The 17,205-nt window shown below is 59.8% G+C and carries 13 protein-coding genes; 4 read left to right on the top strand and 9 right to left on the bottom strand.

Annotation, left to right across the window (positions count from 1 at the left end; genetic code table 11):
- Positions 1-5: 5 nt before the first annotated feature.
- On the bottom strand, positions 6-3,902 hold the full coding sequence (gene purL / locus ACMXYJ_RS07060) for a phosphoribosylformylglycinamidine synthase (RefSeq protein ID WP_415759248.1): 3,897 nt from the start codon (positions 3,900-3,902) through the stop codon (positions 6-8).
- Positions 3,903-4,176: 274 nt separating this feature from the next.
- Here purL and mltF point away from each other — a divergent pair, with 274 nt between their 5' ends.
- On the top strand, positions 4,177-5,637 hold the full coding sequence (gene mltF, locus ACMXYJ_RS07055) for a membrane-bound lytic murein transglycosylase MltF (protein ID WP_415759247.1): 1,461 nt from the start codon (positions 4,177-4,179) through the stop codon (positions 5,635-5,637).
- A gap of 128 nt (positions 5,638-5,765) precedes the next feature.
- On the opposite strand, the gene pdxJ is transcribed toward mltF, so the two are convergent.
- From pdxJ to lptF, 8 genes are all read right to left on the bottom strand, one after another.
- Entirely contained in the window at positions 5,766-6,509 is a 744-nt protein-coding gene (pdxJ, locus tag ACMXYJ_RS07050; RefSeq protein WP_415759246.1) for a pyridoxine 5'-phosphate synthase, read from the bottom strand.
- Positions 6,510-6,700: 191 nt separating this feature from the next.
- Positions 6,701-7,390, bottom strand: coding sequence for a DNA repair protein RecO (recO, locus tag ACMXYJ_RS07045; RefSeq protein ID WP_415759245.1), 690 nt, complete (start codon positions 7,388-7,390; stop codon positions 6,701-6,703).
- Between the two features lie 172 nt (positions 7,391-7,562).
- On the bottom strand, positions 7,563-8,465 hold the full coding sequence (gene era / locus ACMXYJ_RS07040) for a GTPase Era (RefSeq protein ID WP_008151577.1): 903 nt from the start codon (positions 8,463-8,465) through the stop codon (positions 7,563-7,565).
- On the bottom strand, positions 8,458-9,147 hold the full coding sequence (rnc, locus tag ACMXYJ_RS07035) for a ribonuclease III (protein ID WP_059403405.1): 690 nt from the start codon (positions 9,145-9,147) through the stop codon (positions 8,458-8,460). Before rnc ends, era begins: the two co-directional genes overlap by 8 nt.
- Positions 9,148-9,331: 184 nt before the next feature.
- Complete coding sequence (gene lepB / locus ACMXYJ_RS07030) at positions 9,332-10,186, bottom strand: signal peptidase I (protein ID WP_415759244.1); 855 nt, start codon at positions 10,184-10,186, stop codon at positions 9,332-9,334.
- A gap of 5 nt (positions 10,187-10,191) precedes the next feature.
- On the bottom strand, positions 10,192-11,991 hold the full coding sequence (lepA, locus tag ACMXYJ_RS07025; protein WP_008151572.1) for a translation elongation factor 4: 1,800 nt from the start codon (positions 11,989-11,991) through the stop codon (positions 10,192-10,194).
- Positions 11,992-12,162: 171 nt separating this feature from the next.
- Positions 12,163-13,224: an LPS export ABC transporter permease LptG gene (lptG, locus tag ACMXYJ_RS07020; RefSeq protein ID WP_415759243.1), complete on the bottom strand. Its 1,062-nt coding sequence runs from the start codon at positions 13,222-13,224 to the stop codon at positions 12,163-12,165.
- Complete coding sequence (gene lptF / locus ACMXYJ_RS07015; RefSeq protein WP_415759242.1) at positions 13,217-14,335, bottom strand: LPS export ABC transporter permease LptF; 1,119 nt, start codon at positions 14,333-14,335, stop codon at positions 13,217-13,219. Before lptF ends, lptG begins: the two co-directional genes overlap by 8 nt.
- Positions 14,336-14,641: 306 nt before the next feature.
- Here lptF and ACMXYJ_RS07010 point away from each other — a divergent pair, with 306 nt between their 5' ends.
- Genes ACMXYJ_RS07010 through ACMXYJ_RS07000 form a run of 3 tightly spaced genes read left to right on the top strand, consistent with a single transcriptional unit; the run spans position 14,642 to position 17,028 of the window.
- Positions 14,642-16,132, top strand: a complete 1,491-nt coding sequence (locus ACMXYJ_RS07010; protein WP_415759241.1) for a leucyl aminopeptidase — start codon at positions 14,642-14,644, stop codon at positions 16,130-16,132.
- Between the two features lie 60 nt (positions 16,133-16,192).
- Positions 16,193-16,621, top strand: coding sequence for a DNA polymerase III subunit chi (locus ACMXYJ_RS07005; RefSeq protein ID WP_415759239.1), 429 nt, complete (start codon positions 16,193-16,195; stop codon positions 16,619-16,621).
- Between the two features lie 8 nt (positions 16,622-16,629).
- Positions 16,630-17,028 (top strand): DNA polymerase III subunit chi, encoded by a 399-nt coding sequence (locus tag ACMXYJ_RS07000; RefSeq protein WP_415759238.1) that lies wholly within the window; start codon positions 16,630-16,632, stop codon positions 17,026-17,028.
- Positions 17,029-17,205: the final 177 nt, after the last annotated feature.

The following is a 17,205-nucleotide window of genomic DNA, read 5'->3' as shown; positions in this document are numbered from 1 at the left end:
GGCGCTTAGTTCACCCACACGCGTGCATTACGGAACATACGCATCCAAGGTGCGTCTTCGTTCCAGTCTTCCGAACGCCACGAGTTCTGCACCGCGCGGAACACACGCTCCGGGTGAGGCATCATGATCGTCACGCGACCGTCACGGCTGGTCAAACCGGTGATCCCGCGCGGCGAGCCGTTCGGGTTGGCCGGGTAGCTTTCGGTGACCTTGCCGTGGTTGTCGACGAAGCGCATCGCCACGCAACCCGACAGATCGGCTTCCAGCAACGCTTCTTCGCTGGCGAACTCGGCATGACCTTCACCGTGAGCAATAGCGATCGGCATGCGCGAACCGGCCATGCCCTGCAGGAAGATCGAGTTCGACTCCTGGACCTGAACCATCGCCACACGGGCTTCGAACTGCTCGGAACGGTTACGCACGAAGTGCGGCCAGAACTCGCTGCCCGGGATCAGCTCGTGCAGGTTGGACATCATCTGGCAACCGTTGCACACGCCGAGGGTGAAGCTGTCGTTACGTTCGAAGAAGCCCTGGAACGCGTCGCGAGCACGGCTGTTAAACAGCGCAGACTTGGCCCAGCCTTCGCCGGCACCGAGAACGTCGCCGTAGGAGAAACCACCGCACGCCACCAGACCTTTGAACTCGTTCAGGTCGACACGGCCGGCCAGAATGTCGCTCATGTGCACGTCGATCGCGTTGAAACCGGCGCGGTCGAACGCGGCCGCCATTTCCACCTGACCGTTGACGCCCTGCTCACGCAGCACGGCAACCTGTGGGCGGATGCCTTTCTTGATGTAAGGCGCGGCGACGTCCTGGTTGACGTCGTAGCTGAGCTTGACGCTCAGGCCCGGGTTGTCTTCTTCCAGCAGCACGTCGAACTCTTGTTCGGCGCAGTCGGCGTTATCACGCAGACGCTGGATCTGGTAGCTGGTTTCGGCCCACTGACGTTGCAGCAGACGACGCTGGCCTTCGAACACGGTTTCGCCGTTGAAGGTGATGTTGATCTGGCCGTTGTTCATCGGCTGACCGATCACCGACACACACTCGCCCAAACCGGCAGCGCTGAACTGCGCGAGGATGTCTGGAGTAGCGTCCTGGCGAACCTGGATCACGGCGCCCAGTTCTTCGTTGAACAGGATCGCAGCGATGTCGGCAGAAGTTTCTGCCAGACCGTCGAGGTTCAGGCTCAGACCGCAGTGGCCGGCGAAAGCCATTTCCACGGTGCTGGTCAACAGACCACCGTCGGAACGGTCGTGGTAAGCCAGCAGGTGACCGTCGGCGTTGAGGCCCTGGATCACGGCAAAGAAGGCTTTGAGGTCTTCGGCGTCGTCGACATCCGGTGCTTGCGAGCCGAGCTTGCCGTGAACCTGGGCCAGGATCGAGGCGCCCATGCGGTTCTGACCACGGCCCAGATCGATCAGGATCAGGTCGGTGGTGCCCTTGTCCATGCGCAGTTCCGGCGTCAGGGTCTGACGGATGTCAGCCACAGGCGCAAAACCGGTCACGATCAGGGACATCGGCGAGGTGACGGTCTTGTCGACGCCTTCGTCGTTCCAGCGTGTGGCCATGGACATGGAGTCCTTGCCCACCGGAATGGTAATACCCAGATCAGGGCACAGTTCCATGCCGACTGCTTTCACGGTGTCGTACAGACGCGCGTCTTCGCCTGGGTGACCGGCAGCGGACATCCAGTTGGCCGACAGTTTGATGTCGGAGATCTTGTTGATGCGCGAAGCCGCGATGTTGGTCAGGGTTTCGCCGATGGCCATGCGGCCCGACGCCGGAGCGTCCAGCAGAGCCAGCGGAGTGCGCTCGCCCATGGCCATGGCTTCACCGGTGTAAACGTCGAAGCTGGTGGCGGTGACGGCAACGTCGGCGACCGGAACCTGCCACGGGCCGACCATCTGATCACGGGCCACGAGGCCGGTGATGGTGCGGTCGCCGATGGTGATCAGGAAGCTTTTGCTCGCCACGGCCGGGTGATGCAGAACGCGCTCGACGCAGTCTGCGATCTCCAGGGTCGACGGATCGAAATCGTCGCCCAGTTCGTTTTCGCGAACGGCCGAACGGTGCATGCGCGGGGCTTTACCCAGCAGCACTTCCAGTGGCATGTCCACCGGGCTGTTGCCGAAGTGACTGTCGGTGACCGTCAGTTGCGGCTCGGCAGTGGCTTCGCCGACGACGGCAAACGGGCAACGCTCGCGTTCGCAGATCGCCTGGAAGCGTTCGAAGTCAGCCGGGCCGACCGCCAGAACGTAGCGTTCCTGGGATTCGTTACTCCAGATTTCGTGCGGGGCCATGCCCGGCTCGTCGTTTGGAATGTTGCGCAGTTCGAAGCGACCGCCACGGTTACCATCGTTGACCAGTTCCGGGAAGGCGTTGGACAGACCGCCCGCGCCGACGTCGTGGATGAAGCTGATCGGGTTGTGTTCACCCAACTGCCAGCAACGGTCGATGACTTCCTGGCAGCGACGTTCCATTTCCGGGTTTTCGCGCTGTACGGAAGCGAAGTCCAGGTCTGCCGAGCTGGTGCCGGTGGCCATGGAGGAAGCGGCACCGCCGCCCAGACCGATCAGCATCGCCGGGCCGCCGAGCACGATCAGCTTGGAGCCAACGGTGATCTCGCCTTTCTGTACGTGTTCGGCACGGATGTTACCCATGCCGCCGGCCAGCATGATCGGCTTGTGGTAACCGCGAACTTCGTCGCCACGGGGGGTGGTGATCGACTGTTCGAAGGTACGGAAGTAACCGGTCAGGGCTGGACGGCCGAATTCGTTGTTGAACGCGGCGCCACCCAGTGGGCCTTCGATCATGATGTCCAGCGCCGTAACGATGCGCTCAGGCTTGCCGTACGGCACTTCCCACGGCTGTTCGAAGCCCGGGATTTGCAGGTTGGACACGGTGAAACCGGTCAGGCCAGCCTTTGGCTTGGCACCGCGACCGGTTGCGCCTTCGTCACGGATCTCGCCACCGGAACCAGTGGATGCGCCCGGGAACGGGGCAATCGCGGTCGGGTGGTTGTGAGTCTCGACTTTCATCAGGATGTGCACCGGTTCCTGCACCGCGCCGTACTGGCGGGTTTCAGGGTCCGGGAAGAAACGACCGGCGACGTTGCCGACGATCACCGAAGCGTTGTCCTTATAAGCCGACAGAACGCCTTCGCTGTGCATCACGTAGGTGTTCTTGATCATGCCGAACAGGCTTTTTTCCTGGCTCTGACCGTCGATGTCCCAACTGGCGTTGAAGATCTTGTGACGGCAGTGCTCGGAGTTCGCCTGGGCGAACATCATCAGTTCGATGTCGTGCGGGTTGCGCTTCAAGCCGACGAAGGCGTTGACCAGGTAGTCGATCTCGTCTTCGGCCAGGGCCAGGCCCAGCTCGGTGTTGGCTTTTTCCAGCGCGGCGCGGCCGCCACCCAGCACGTCGATCGCGGTCAGCGGTTTCGGCTCGGCATGACTGAACAGGCCGGCGGCTTGTTCAAGGTTAGCCAGAACGATCTGCGTCATGCGGTCGTGCAAGGTGTCGGAAATCAACTGTGCTTCGGCGTCGCTGAACTGGCCGGCGACGTAGAAGGCGATGCCGCGTTCAAGACGCTGGATTTTCGTCAGGCCGCAGTTGCGAGCGATGTCGCTGGCTTTACTGGACCATGGCGAGATGGTGCCGAACCGCGGCAACACCAGGAACAGACGACCGGTCGGCTCTTGTACCGGAACACTTGGGCCGTACTTCAGAAGGCGCGCGAGCACCTGCTGTTCGTCGCCGGTCAGGACGCCGGTAACTTCGGCGAAGTGAGCGAATTCAGCATACAAGCCGCTGACAGCCGGGACTTTCTGGCTCAGTTGCTCAAGGAGTTTGCTGTGGCGAAAGGCAGAAAGGGCAGGAGCGCCGCGCAGGATCAACATCTTCGGGACAGCCTCGGGAAGGGGTGTGCTTTGAGGCCGTGCATTCTAGCCTAAACAGGCCGCGACATCACCCGAAACGGTACGGGCGGCTGCACCCGGGCGTCGGGCCGGGTGTTCGGACCTCAAACAGGCGAGCACTGAGCGTTATTTTTTCTGTCACAAAATGCTGCTCGAGCCCATTCCTGCGGGCTCCGGAGCGGTTTTCAGCTGCCTAGCAGACAAGCCCTTCGCTGTCGAGATATGGCGCTCGTGGTCCTTTGCGTATACTGCGCAAATGTTTTCCCCAACGGCTTTGCGTCCGCGGTTCGCCAAATGGCTGATCGCAACCGGACTCTTCCTGGTGCTCAGTGGCTGTGTTGATAAACCCAACACGCTGGAGCGCGTAAAGGAGGATGGCGTGCTGCGGGTGGTTACCCGTAACAGTCCCGCCACTTACTTTCAGGATCGCAACGGTGAAACCGGCTTCGAATACGAGCTGGTGAAGCGCTTCGCCGACGATCTGGGGGTGGAACTCAAAATCGAAACCGCCGACAACCTCGACGACCTGTTTAATCAGGTGGGCAAGCCTAACGGCCCGGTGATCGCTGCTGCCGGCCTGGTCAGCAGCGAAGCCCGCAAAAAGCAGGTGCGGTTTTCCCACTCCTATCTCGAAGTCACCCCGCAGATCATCTATCGCAACGGCCAATCGCGGCCGACCGACGCGAAGGATCTGGTAGGCAAGAAGATCATGGTGCTCAAGGGCAGCACCCACGCCGAGCAATTGGCGGAGCTGAAAAAGAAATATCCCGGCATTGAATACGAAGAGTCCGACGCGGTTGAAGTCGTCGACTTGCTGCGAATGGTCGATGAAGATCAGATAGACCTGACCCTGGTCGACTCAAACGAAGTCGCGATGAATCAGGTCTACTTCCCCAACGTACGGGTAGCCTTCGACCTCGGTGACGCCAGCAACCAGAGCTGGGCAGTGGCCGCTGGCGACGACAACAGTTTGCTCAACGAGATCAACGACTACCTCGACAAGGTGAAGAAAAACGGCACCCTGCAACGTCTGAAAGACCGCTATTACGGGCACGTCGATGTACTGGGTTATATGGGCGCCACTACCTTCGCCCAACACTTGCAGCAACGTCTGCCCAAATACGAACAGCACTTCAAGGCGTACGCCAAGAAAGAGAAAGTCGATTGGCGCCTGTTGGCCGCGGTCGGCTATCAGGAATCGCTATGGCAAGCGGCGGTCACGTCGAAGACCGGCGTGCGCGGCCTGATGATGCTGACCCAGAACACTGCGCAGGCCATGGGTGTGTCCAACCGACTGGACCCCAAACAAAGCATCATGGGCGGCGCCAAGTACCTGGCTTATGTGAAGGACCAGCTGGATGAGTCGATCCAGGAACCGGATCGCACATGGTTTGCACTGGCAGCCTACAACGTTGGCAGCGGTCACCTGGATGACGCGCGCAAACTGGCGGCCAAGGAAGGACTGAACCCGGACAAGTGGCTGGACGTAAAAAAGATCCTGCCGCGCCTGTCCGAGAAGAAGTGGTTCAGCAAAACCCGTTACGGCTATGCCCGTGGCGGCGAACCCGTTCACTTCGTGGCGAACATCCGCCGCTACTACGACATCCTGACGTGGGTGACGCAGCCACAGCTGGAAGGCAATCAGGTCGCCGAGGGCAACCTGCATGTGCCGGGGGTCGACAAGACCAAGCCGAATCAGGAAACCCCACAGCTTTAAGGCCTAACACCCATCAAAAATGTGGGAGCGGGCTTGCTCGCGAAAGCGGTGTGTCAGTCGACATCAACTTTGACTGATACACCGCTTTCGCGAGAAGCCCGCTCCCACATTTGGTTTTGTGTTTGGCTTTAGGCTTTTGCAGCGGCCAGGATCAGTGCTTTCATTTCAGACACCGCCGACTTGAACCCGACGAACAACGCATGAGCCACCAGCGCGTGGCCGATGTTGAGTTCGTTGATGCCCTTGATCGCCGCTACAGCTTCAACGTTGTGGTAATGCAGACCGTGACCGGCGTTAACGATCAGGCCTTGAGCCAGACCAAACGCCACGCCATCCGCCACACGCTTGAGCTCTTCAGCCACTTCGGTCGGCGTCTCGGCATCGGCGTAACGACCGGTATGCAATTCAATAGCCGGCGCACCAACACGACGGGACGCTTCGATCTGCCGCTCGTCAGCATCAATGAACAGCGACACTTCACAGCCGATCTTTGACAGGCGATCCACCGCTGCTTTAATCCGTGCTTCCTGCCCCGCTACATCCAGACCACCTTCGGTCGTCAGCTCCTGACGGGTTTCCGGTACCAGGCAAATGTGCGCCGGACGAATGTGTTCGGCGAACACCATCATCTCTTCGGTGACGCCCATTTCGAAGTTCATGCGGGTTTGCAGCACATCCTTGAGCAGCAACACGTCGCGCTCCTGAATGTGCCGACGGTCTTCGCGCAGGTGCACGGTAATGCCGTCAGCGCCCGCCTCTTCCGCGTCCAGTGCTGCCTTGACCGGATCCGGATAGCGCGTGCCCCGGGCCTGACGCAGGGTGGCAACATGGTCGATGTTCACGCCAAGAAGAATGCGATTGCTGGTGGTCACGGAAGCGCTCCTGAAAATGGGAAAGTTCGGCGCACAGCATACACGGGGAGATAGGGTCTGTTGATGTTTGGCAGCGGCCGCGACGGATGACCACTTGGTGCAGGGCAAGGCGCGAGGAACGTAGTTTGGTTGTTCCAAATAAGTTCCGAGCAACGCAGCCCGGCGCGGCCGTTGCCAAGCATCAACAGACCCTATGGCTTGCGAAACAACTCGCGACTCACCAAGGGACGACCGCCCAGATGAACGGCCAGTGCCTGACGCATCAAGCGCTTGGCTGCCGATAGCGCGCCAGGGGCAGACCAATCTGCATCGGCCATGGCCAGCAGTTCGGTGCCATTGAACAGACCGGGCTGAAGCAGGTAGACCCGTTCAAGTCCCGCATCCACTTGCAGACGGTAGAGACCATCCGGCGCGATAGGCTCGCCATGGATGTCGGTGGTCAGGGCGAAGCCGTAACCGAGATCATCGAGCAGCCGCCACTCGAAGGAACGCAACAACGGTTCCAGCGGTCGACCTTCGGCAAGCGCAAGCAGGGTCGCGGCGTAGTGATCGAAGACGGCGGGATGGGGATCTTCGGAGGGCAGCAGACGGATCAATAACTCGTTGAGGTAGAGACCACTGAACAGCGCCTCACCGTTGAGCCAGGTGGAGACGCCAGCGCTTTCCATGCGACCGACGTTCTTCAATTCACCACGCCCACGGAACTCGACTTCCAGCGGCACGAATGGCCGTGCCAACGTCCCGGCTTTGCCCCGAGCACTGCGCAACACCGCCCGCAGCCGACCTTGCGGCGTGAGGAAATCCACCAGCGCGCTGTTTTCGCGGTAGGCGCGACTGTGGAGCACGAAGGCGGGTTGGCCGATGGGTGGGTTTGGAGACATGGAAGTCAGCGTTCTCAATCAGTCAGCACAGATTTATAAACTACCCAAAACCAATGTGGGAGCGAGCTTGCTCGCGATTGCGGTCTGTCAGTCAACATGGATGTTGAATTTCAGGCCCTCATCGCGAGCAAGCTCGCTCCCACAGGGTACTTCGGTGTATCAGGAACCGGTGTTACAGGTCGCCGTAACCCAGCGAACGCAAGGCGCGTTCATCGTCGGACCAGCCGCCTTTCACCTTGACCCAAAGGTTGAGCATGATCTTGGAGTCGAACAGCAACTCCATGTCCTTGCGCGCCTCGGTGCCGATGCGTTTGATCCGCTCACCCTTGTCGCCAATGATGATTTTCTTCTGGCCGTCGCGCTCGACGAGGATCAAGGCATGAATATGCAGGGTTTTGCCCTGCTGCTTGAACTCTTCGATTTCGACGGTGATCTGGTACGGCAGCTCGGCGCCCATCTGGCGCATGATTTTCTCGCGTACCAGTTCAGCGGCGAGGAAGCGGCTGCTGCGGTCGGTGATCTGGTCTTCCGGGAAGAAGTGATCGTTTTCCGGCAGGTAACCGGCAATCACGCGCTCCAGCGTTTCGAGGTTATGCCCGTGCTGGGCCGAGATCGGCATGATCTGCGCGTTCGGCAACTGTTCCTGCAACCAGGTCAGGTGCGGCATCAGCTCGGCTTTATCTTCGATGCGGTCGGTCTTGTTCAGCGCCACGATCAACGGGCCGGTCACGTATTGAACGCGCTCGAGGACCATCTGGTCTTCGTCGGTCCACTTGGTGCGGTCAACCACGAAGATCACCACGTCGACGTCTTTCAACGCCGCCGAAGCGGTCTTGTTCATGTAGCGGTTCAGGGCTTTCTCGCCACCTTTGTGCATGCCGGGGGTGTCGACGTAGATCGCCTGCACGGCGCCTTCGGTCTTGATGCCGAGCATGTTGTGGCGAGTGGTCTGAGGCTTGCGCGAGGTGATCGCCAGCTTCTGACCGAGGATGTGGTTCAGCAGCGTGGACTTGCCCACGTTGGGACGGCCGACGATGGCGACATAGCCACAGCGAGTTGCAGTTGAATCAGTCATGGCCATTCTCCACGCCCAGGGCAATCAGTGCTGCAGCGGCCGCTACCTGTTCGGCAATACGACGACTCACACCCTGACCTCGGCTTTTTTCATTCAGTAAGGTGATTTCACATTCGACGAAGAACGTCCGGCAATGCGGCTCACCCTGGATATCCACCACTTCGTAACGCGGCAGCTCACAACCCCGCGACTGCAGGAACTCTTGCAGACGGGTTTTTGGATCTTTGTTGGTGTCGACCAGCGTCAGGCCTTCGAACTCCCCGGCCAGCCAAGCCAGCACGCGTTCGCGTGCCATGTCCATGCCGGCATCCAGGTAGATCGCACCAATCAGCGCTTCAAGGGCATCGGCCAGAATCGACTCGCGACGGAACCCGCCGCTTTTCAATTCACCGGAACCCAGGCGCAGGTAATCGCCCAGATCGAAACCACGGGCCAGTACGGCCAGGGTCTCGCCTTTCACCAAGCGTGCGCGCAAGCGCGACAATTGACCTTCGCGAGCCAGCGGGAAGCGATCGAACAGCGCCTCGCCAGCGACGAAGTTAAGGATGGCATCACCGAGGAATTCCAGGCGTTCGTTGTTACGCCCGGCAAAACTGCGGTGAGTCAGGGCCAGGACCATCAGTTCCTGATCCTTGAAGGTGTAACCGAGCTGACGCTCGAGACGGCTTAAGGAGACGCTCACGGTTTACCCACGCTGAGTTCGTGGTTGGATTCCACCGCCATCGCCGTGATGCGGCGCAGGCTTGGGACAATTAACGCTGTGTTCAAAAATAACGTCCTGAATATCATTGTTTTCATGCTTCTGATGCCGATTGTGCCGGCTCCAGAAATGCATTCGGCGCTGTGTTCAACAGCGCCGTGTGTGATTACTTGATCAGGCCAACCCGCGAGAAATTCGGCAGGTGACTGAGTTTGGGTTCCGGCCAGCTCATCCAGACTGCGAAGGCCTTGCCGACGATATTCTTGTCGGGAACCATGCCCAGCAGATCCTTGGGAATGCTCGGATCATCCCAGTAGCGACTGTCGTTCGAGTTGTCGCGGTTGTCGCCCATCATGAAGTAGTGCCCGGCAGGCACGGTCCACGAACGGTCCGGCGTTGCGCGGTAACGGCTCATTTCCTTGCGGATCAGGTGCTCGGCAACACCGAGTTTTTCCTTGTAGAGCTCAGCGCTGCCCAACGTGCCCGGCTCGGAGCCGACCAGTTGTTCGGCAATCGACTCACCGTTGACGAACAGACGCTTGTCAGCGGTGTAACGAATCTGGTCACCCGGCAGGCCCACCACACGTTTAATGTAGTTGACGTTCGGATCGCTCGGGAAGCGGAACACCATCACATCGCCGCGCTGTGGATCACCGACTTCGATGACTTTCTTGTCGATCACCGGCAAGCGGATCCCGTAAGAAAACTTGTTCACCAGAATGAAGTCGCCAACGTCCAGGGTCGGTTTCATCGAGCCGGAAGGAATCTGGAACGGTTCCACCAGGAACGAACGCAGTATCAGCACGATGAACAACACCGGGAAGAACGACTTGCCGTATTCGACCAGCAGCGGCTCTTTGTTCAGTTTCTCGACCACCACCCCATCAGGCTGGCTGACGCTGCCCTGATAGGAGGCAATGGCGGCACGCCGACGCGGCGCCAGGAAAACCAGATCGAGCAACGCCAACAGGCCGCAGACGAACACGGCGATGACCAGCAACAGCGGGAAATTTAGTGACATAGGACCTAACTATCCAACCTGAGCACTGCAAGGAAGGCTTCTTGTGGAATTTCCACGTTACCGACTTGCTTCATGCGTTTCTTACCGGCCTTTTGCTTTTCAAGCAGTTTCTTCTTACGGCTAACGTCACCGCCGTAGCATTTGGCCAATACGTTCTTTCTGAGTGCCTTGACAGAGGTCCGCGCAATAATCTGCCCGCCAATGGCGGCCTGGATCGCGACGTCGAACATCTGGCGTGGAATCAGTTCTTTCATCTTCTCGGTCAACTGGCGACCTTTGTAGTGCGCGTTATCCTTGTGCACGATCAACGCCAGGGCGTCGACCTTGTCACCGTTGATCAGCACATCCAGTTTCACCAGATTAGCCGATTGATAACGATCGAAATGGTAATCCAGCGAAGCATAGCCACGGCTGGTGGACTTCAGACGGTCGAAGAAGTCCAGGACCACTTCGTTCATCGGCAAATCGTAGGTCACTTGGACCTGGGTACCGAGGAACAGCATGTCGTGCTGTACGCCACGCTTCTCGATGCACAGGGTAATGACGTTGCCCAGGTGCTCTTGCGGCACAAGAATATTGGCCCGCACGATCGGCTCACGCATGTCTTCGATCGAGGACAGGTCTGGCAGCTTCGACGGGTTGTCGACGTAAATCGTTTCACCGGTTTTCAGCAGCAGCTCGAAAATTACCGTCGGCGCCGTGGTGATCAGGTCCAGGTCGTACTCGCGCTCCAGGCGCTCCTGGATGATTTCCATGTGCAGCATGCCGAGGAACCCGCACCGGAAGCCGAAGCCCAGGGCGTCGGAGCTTTCCGGGGTGTATTGCAGGGACGAGTCGTTGAGCGTGAGCTTTTGCAGGGCTTCACGGAAATCTTCGAAGTCGTCGGAGCTGACCGGGAACAGGCCGGCGTATACCTGTGGCTGAATGCGCTTGAAGCCTGGCAGCACGTCGACGTCCGGCGTGGAGCTCAAGGTCAGGGTGTCACCGACCGGTGCACCGTGAATGTCCTTGATGCCGGCGATGATGAAGCCCACTTCGCCAGCCTTCAGGTCAACGGTGGCGGTGTGTTTCGGGTTGAAGACACCGACACTGTCCACAAGGTGGATCTTGCCGGTGGACTTGACCAGGATCTTGTCGCCCTTCTTCACACGACCGTGGCGCACGCGAACCAGGGAAACAACGCCCAGGTAGTTGTCGAACCAGGAGTCGATGATCAACGCTTGCAGCGGATCTTCGTAGTTGCCGGTCGGCGCAGGAATGGTCTTGACCAGACGCTCCAGCACTTCGTCGACGCCCAGACCGGTCTTGGCACTGCACTCGACCGCGTCGGTGGCATCGATGCCGATGATTTTTTCGATTTCTTCTTTCACGCGGTCCGGATCGGCCTGAGGCAGGTCGATCTTGTTCAGGACCGGCATCACTTCCAGGCCCTGCTCAATCGCGGTGTAGCAGTTGGCTACCGACTGCGCTTCAACGCCCTGACCGGCATCGACCACCAGCAATGCGCCTTCACAGGCCGCCAGGGACCGGCTGACTTCGTAGGTGAAGTCAACGTGGCCCGGGGTGTCAATGAAGTTCAGCTGGTACTTGATACCATCGCGAGCGGTGTAGTACAGGGTGACGCTATGGGCCTTGATGGTGATCCCGCGTTCACGTTCCAGGTCCATGGAGTCCAGAACCTGGGCTTCCATTTCGCGCTCGGCAAGGCCGCCACACATCTGGATGAAGCGATCGGCCAGCGTCGACTTGCCATGGTCAATGTGGGCGATGATGGAGAAATTGCGGATATGACTCAAATCACTCACGGATCAACACTCAAAAAGGCTGCAGGCATAGCCCGCCGAAAAATAGCCGGGAATTGTACCTGATCCACGGCGCAAGCGTCACGCTCGCAGGTCAGACGGCGCCTACAAAAACGCCCCGGTCTTGCGACAGGGGCGTTTTGAGTGACCTGCAAGGTCAGGAGAAACCCTTGATCAACCGGCCCGGCGCAACAACCAGACCCCGGCCAAGGCACAAACACCCGCCGGAACCAGCACCGCAAACAGTGGCGAGAAACCGAACACCAGGCTCGAAGGACCGAGCAAATCCTGAACGATACGGAAGGTGAAGCCCACCAGCACGCCGGTGAATACTCGCTGACCGAGGGTCACCGAGCGCAATGGACCGAAGATGAAGGAAATCGCCATCAGTACCAGAGCGGCGGTGACCAGCGGTTGCAACACCTTGACCCAAAATGCCAGCCAGTAACGACCATTGTTCAGGCCCTGGTCAGCCAGGTAGTGGATGTAACCCCACAGACCGCTGATCGACAGCGTGTCAGGCGACATGACCACCGTACTCAACAGCTGCGGACTCAAGGCGACATTCCAGCGCTCGTCCGGGGTGGTGACCACTTCGGTGCTCTTTTCATGGAACAGCGTGGTGGTGACGTCGCTCAATTGCCAGTGATCCTGATCGAACTTCGCCCGCTTGGCGAAGCTGGAAGACAGCATATGACGCTCATTGTCGAAACGATAACGGGTGACGCCGTACAGCAGACCGTTGGGTTGCACCGAGTTGACGTGAATGAACTCATCACCCTGGCGATGCCACAAACCATGCTTGGCGCTCTGCGCATCTCCGCCACCCTGAGCCAGGGAGCGATTGGCCTGAGCGGTGACTTCGGTGGCCGGCGCGACGTATTCGCCGATCAGCACACCCACCACCATCAGGACCAGCATTGGCTTCATGACCGCCCAGACGATCCGCCCGATCGACACGCCTGCAGCGCGCATGATGGTCAGCTCGCTGTGACTGGCCAGGCTGCCGAGGCCTATCAGGCAACCGATCAGCGCTGCCATCGGCAACATGTCGTAGAGACGACGTGGCGCGGTCAACAGGACATAACTCAACACGTCGACCAGGGTGTAGGTATCGCTGACCTCACTCATTTCATCAATGAACGCAAACAGCGTCGCCAGACCGAGAATAATCCCCAGTACAGCCAGAATTGCCACGAACACGCTGCTACCAATGTAGCGATCGAGCTTATCCACGAGCCACCTCCAGCGCGCTGCGGCGACTCGCCCGCTTCAACTGCAAGGGTTCCCAATAGAGCAAGCCCAGGCCGATGACCAGGAAGATTGCATGCACCCACCACAACCCCAGAGCCGGCGGGATCTTGCCCTTTTCAAGGGCGCCACGGGCGGCAATCAGGATGGACAGGTAAGCCATATATAGAAGAATCGCCGGCAGCAGCTTGAGGAAACGGCCCTGACGCGGATTGACCCGCGACAGCGGCACCGCCATCAAGGCCACGATGAAGACCAGCAATGGCAAGGACAAACGCCATTGCAGTTCGGTGCGGGAGCGAATGTCATCACTGCCGATCAGGGAACGGGTGGTCATCGCGTCACGGTCGGTCACTTCGTCGCTGACGTCCGGCTTGGGCAGCAATACGCCGTACTCCTCGTACTTGATCGCCCGGTAGTCGGCCTGACCCGGATTGCCGTCATAGCGATAGCCGTTGTCGAGAATCAGGTAACGGTTACCGTCGGGTCGAATTTCCTGACGGCCCTTCTCGGCCACCAGCACGGAAATCCCGCGATCCTTCTTGTCGGACGAGACGTTTTTCTGCGAAATGAAGACGCCACCAAGGTTGATGCGGTCATCCGACAGCGTTTCGGTGTAGGTCACCCGCGTACCGTCACGCAGCGCCTGGAAGCGGCCCGGTTCGAGGGTGTCGAACTCGGTCAGGGCATCCTGCTTGTTCAACAGCAACTGGAACTGATTGGCACCTTGTGGCGCCAGGCTCAGGCTCAGCCACGCCACCACCAGTGCAACCAGGGTGGCCGGAAAAAGGGTCATGACAAACAGGCGCTGCTGGCTCATGCCGGTGGCAGACAAAACGGTCATTTCGCTTTCAAGGTACAGGCGACCGTAAGACAGCAGAATTCCGAGAAACAGCCCCAGCGGCAGAATCAGTTGCAGGAAACCCGGCAGACGAAAGCCCATGATCAGGAACAGCGAGCCCGGATCCAGGAGGCCAGAGGCCGCCTGGGCGAGGTACTTGATGAAGCGACCGCTCATGATGATGACCAGCAGCACAGCGCTGACGGCGCTCAAGGTCAACAGGACTTCGCGGGATAGGTAACGGAAGACGATCAAACCAGACACTCCAGGGTTGTCAGGCTAAGGCGGCCAAACAAGCAAACGTATCAGACGGCCCGCAGGGCAGAGCCGCCGAAAAAGTTGGCGCATTATCCTGTGATTGGGTGCGCCTGTCACTGCGCATGCTCAAGCAGGCGGGTAAAGCGTTGAAGATCGTACGAGCGAGGGTTGTCAGGCTCGGGGCGCGAGGTTCAAACTGCGGCCTTTGTCGCGGGCCGTGACCTGCGTCTTTCTATTTATAAGCAAGCTCGAACGCATGCCGTCGAGCTCTTGCGTGTTGACCATTAATTCAGGGACCCGGACATGGAACTGGTTGTAAAAAGCGTTAGCCCAGAAACGTTGAAAACCGCCACTCTGGTGGTCGCCGTCGGCGAAGGCCGCAAGCTCGGCGCCGTTGCCAAACAACTCGACGAACTGAGCGGTGGCACCATCAGCGCTGTGCTCAAGCGCGGCGACCTGGCTGGCAAAGTCGGTCAGAGCCTGTTGCTGCACAGCCTGCCGAACCTCAAGGCCGAGCGCGTGCTGCTGGTGGGCGTTGGCAAGGACGAAGAGCTGGGCGACCGCCCGTTCCGCAAAATCATCGCCGGCATCCTCAACACTCTTAAAGGACTGGGCGGCAGCGATGCGGTGCTGGCCCTGGACGAAGTCGTGGTCAAAGGCCGCGACAGCTACGGCAAGACCCGCCTGCTGGCCGAAACCCTGGTGGACGGCGAATACACGTTCGACCAGTTCAAAAGCCAGAAAGCCGAGCCTCGCGCCCTGAAGAAAGTCACCCTGGTGACCATCAAGGCTGCCCAGGCTGAAGTCGAGCGCGCCGTGGCCCATGCCACTGCCATCGCCAACGGCATGGCGTTTACCCGCGACCTGGGTAACCTGCCGCCGAACATCTGCCACCCGACGTTCCTCGGCGAACAAGCCAAGAACCTCGGCAAAGAATTCAAAAGCCTGAAAGTCGAAGTCCTCGATGAGAAGAAGATCAAGGACCTGGGCATGGGCTCGTTCTACGCCGTCGGCCAGGGCAGCGCCCAGCCACCGCGCCTGATCGTCATGCAATACAACGGCGGCAAGAAATCCGAGAAGCCGTACGCGCTGGTCGGCAAAGGCATCACCTTTGACACCGGCGGCATCAGCCTGAAACCGGGCGCCGGCATGGACGAAATGAAGTACGACATGGGCGGCGCTGCCAGTGTCTTCGGTACCCTGCGTGCCGTGCTCGAGCTGAAACTGCCGATCAACCTGGTGTGCATCCTGGCCTGCGCCGAGAACATGCCGAGCGGTAATGCTTCGCGTCCTGGCGACATCGTCACCACCATGAGTGGCCAGACCGTGGAAATCCTCAACACCGACGCCGAAGGCCGTCTGGTGCTGTGCGACGCCCTGACCTACTCCGAGCGCTTCAAGCCGCAAGCAGTGATCGACATCGCCACCCTGACCGGCGCTTGCATCGTTGCGCTGGGTTCCCACACGTCGGGCCTGCTGGGCAACAACGACGAGCTGATCGGCCAACTGCTGAGCGCCGGCCAATCGGCTGACGATCGCGCCTGGCAACTGCCGCTGTTCGATGAGTACCAGGAGCAACTGGACAGCCCGTTCGCCGACATCGCCAACATTGGCGGCCCGAAAGCCGGCACCATCACCGCTGCCTGCTTCCTGTCGCGCTTCACCAAGAACCTCAACTGGGCGCACCTGGACATCGCCGGCACGGCCTGGACCAGCGGCGGCAAGGACAAGGGCGCCACTGGCCGTCCCGTTCCATTGCTGACCCAATACCTGCTGGACCGCGCCAAAGCCTGAAACCGATGACCCAGGGCGGCGTCACTTCCGGGTGACGCCGCCCTTGGCTCAGGAACCGCAATGACCAAAGTCGACTTCTATATCCTGCCCAGCGCCGATCCTTCGGCGCGGCTGGACTTTGCCTGCAAGCTCACCGAAAAAGCCTGGCGCATGGGCCACCGCATCTACCTGCATTGCAGCGATGCCGCCCAACGCGACGATCTCGATGCGCGCCTGTGGGCCTTCAAGGGCGAAAGCTTTGTGCCTCACGGCCCCGCTGAAAATGAGCCGGACAATTTGATTGTGTTGGGCCTTGGCGATGACTGCGGTCCGCATCAGGACCTGTTGGTCAATCTCGCCCTGAAAGTCCCGGCATTCGCCAACAAGTTCGCCCGCGTGGCGGAAGTGGTGGTGGAAGATCCGACGATTCGTACGGCTGCGCGGGAGAGTTTCCGTTTCTACCGCGAACAGGGCTATCCTCTGCAAGATCACCGTTTACAGCGACTCTGAGCATTCCGATGGACACTCCAAAACCGCAGCAAAAGTCCGCGCACCTGCTGGATGACCTTGAGTCGATCCGTCAATTGCTCGGCGATGACAACCTGCAACCGCCCTTGCTCACCGATACGGTCGAGGAAGGTGACCAGGAACAGATTCCGATGCTGTTCGATACGGTCGGCGCCAGCCCGCCAATTCTCGAACCGGCGCCACCCGCCCCTGCTGCCCCTGCCGCCCAACCGGCGCCCGCCGCCAGCAAGAGCCCCGACGACCTGCTGCACCTGGATGGCGAACTGCGCGCCGCCGCGCAATTGATCATGCAAGACGTGATCGACGACTTCGCCCCGCACATCGAAACCGAAATCAAACGCCGCCTCAGCGCGCGGATGGAACGGCTCCTCAGCCAGTACAACGACTGAACCGAACACAAACCCCTGTGGGAGCGGGCTTGCTCGCGAATGCGGTCTGACATTCAATAATTATGCTGACTGACACAACGCCTTCGCGAGCAAGCCCGCTCCCACATTGGATCTGCGGCGCCTTTGATAACGCGCCCTGTCTGCACTCACTCGCCCTGCGCCCCATGCCCCGCTATA

The organism is Pseudomonas arabinosi (genome assembly GCF_047758675.1).
Taxonomy (GTDB): domain Bacteria; phylum Pseudomonadota; class Gammaproteobacteria; order Pseudomonadales; family Pseudomonadaceae; genus Aquipseudomonas; species Aquipseudomonas arabinosi.
Note: the sequence above shows the minus strand (reverse complement) of the source record. Positions and strands in the feature narration are given on the sequence as shown.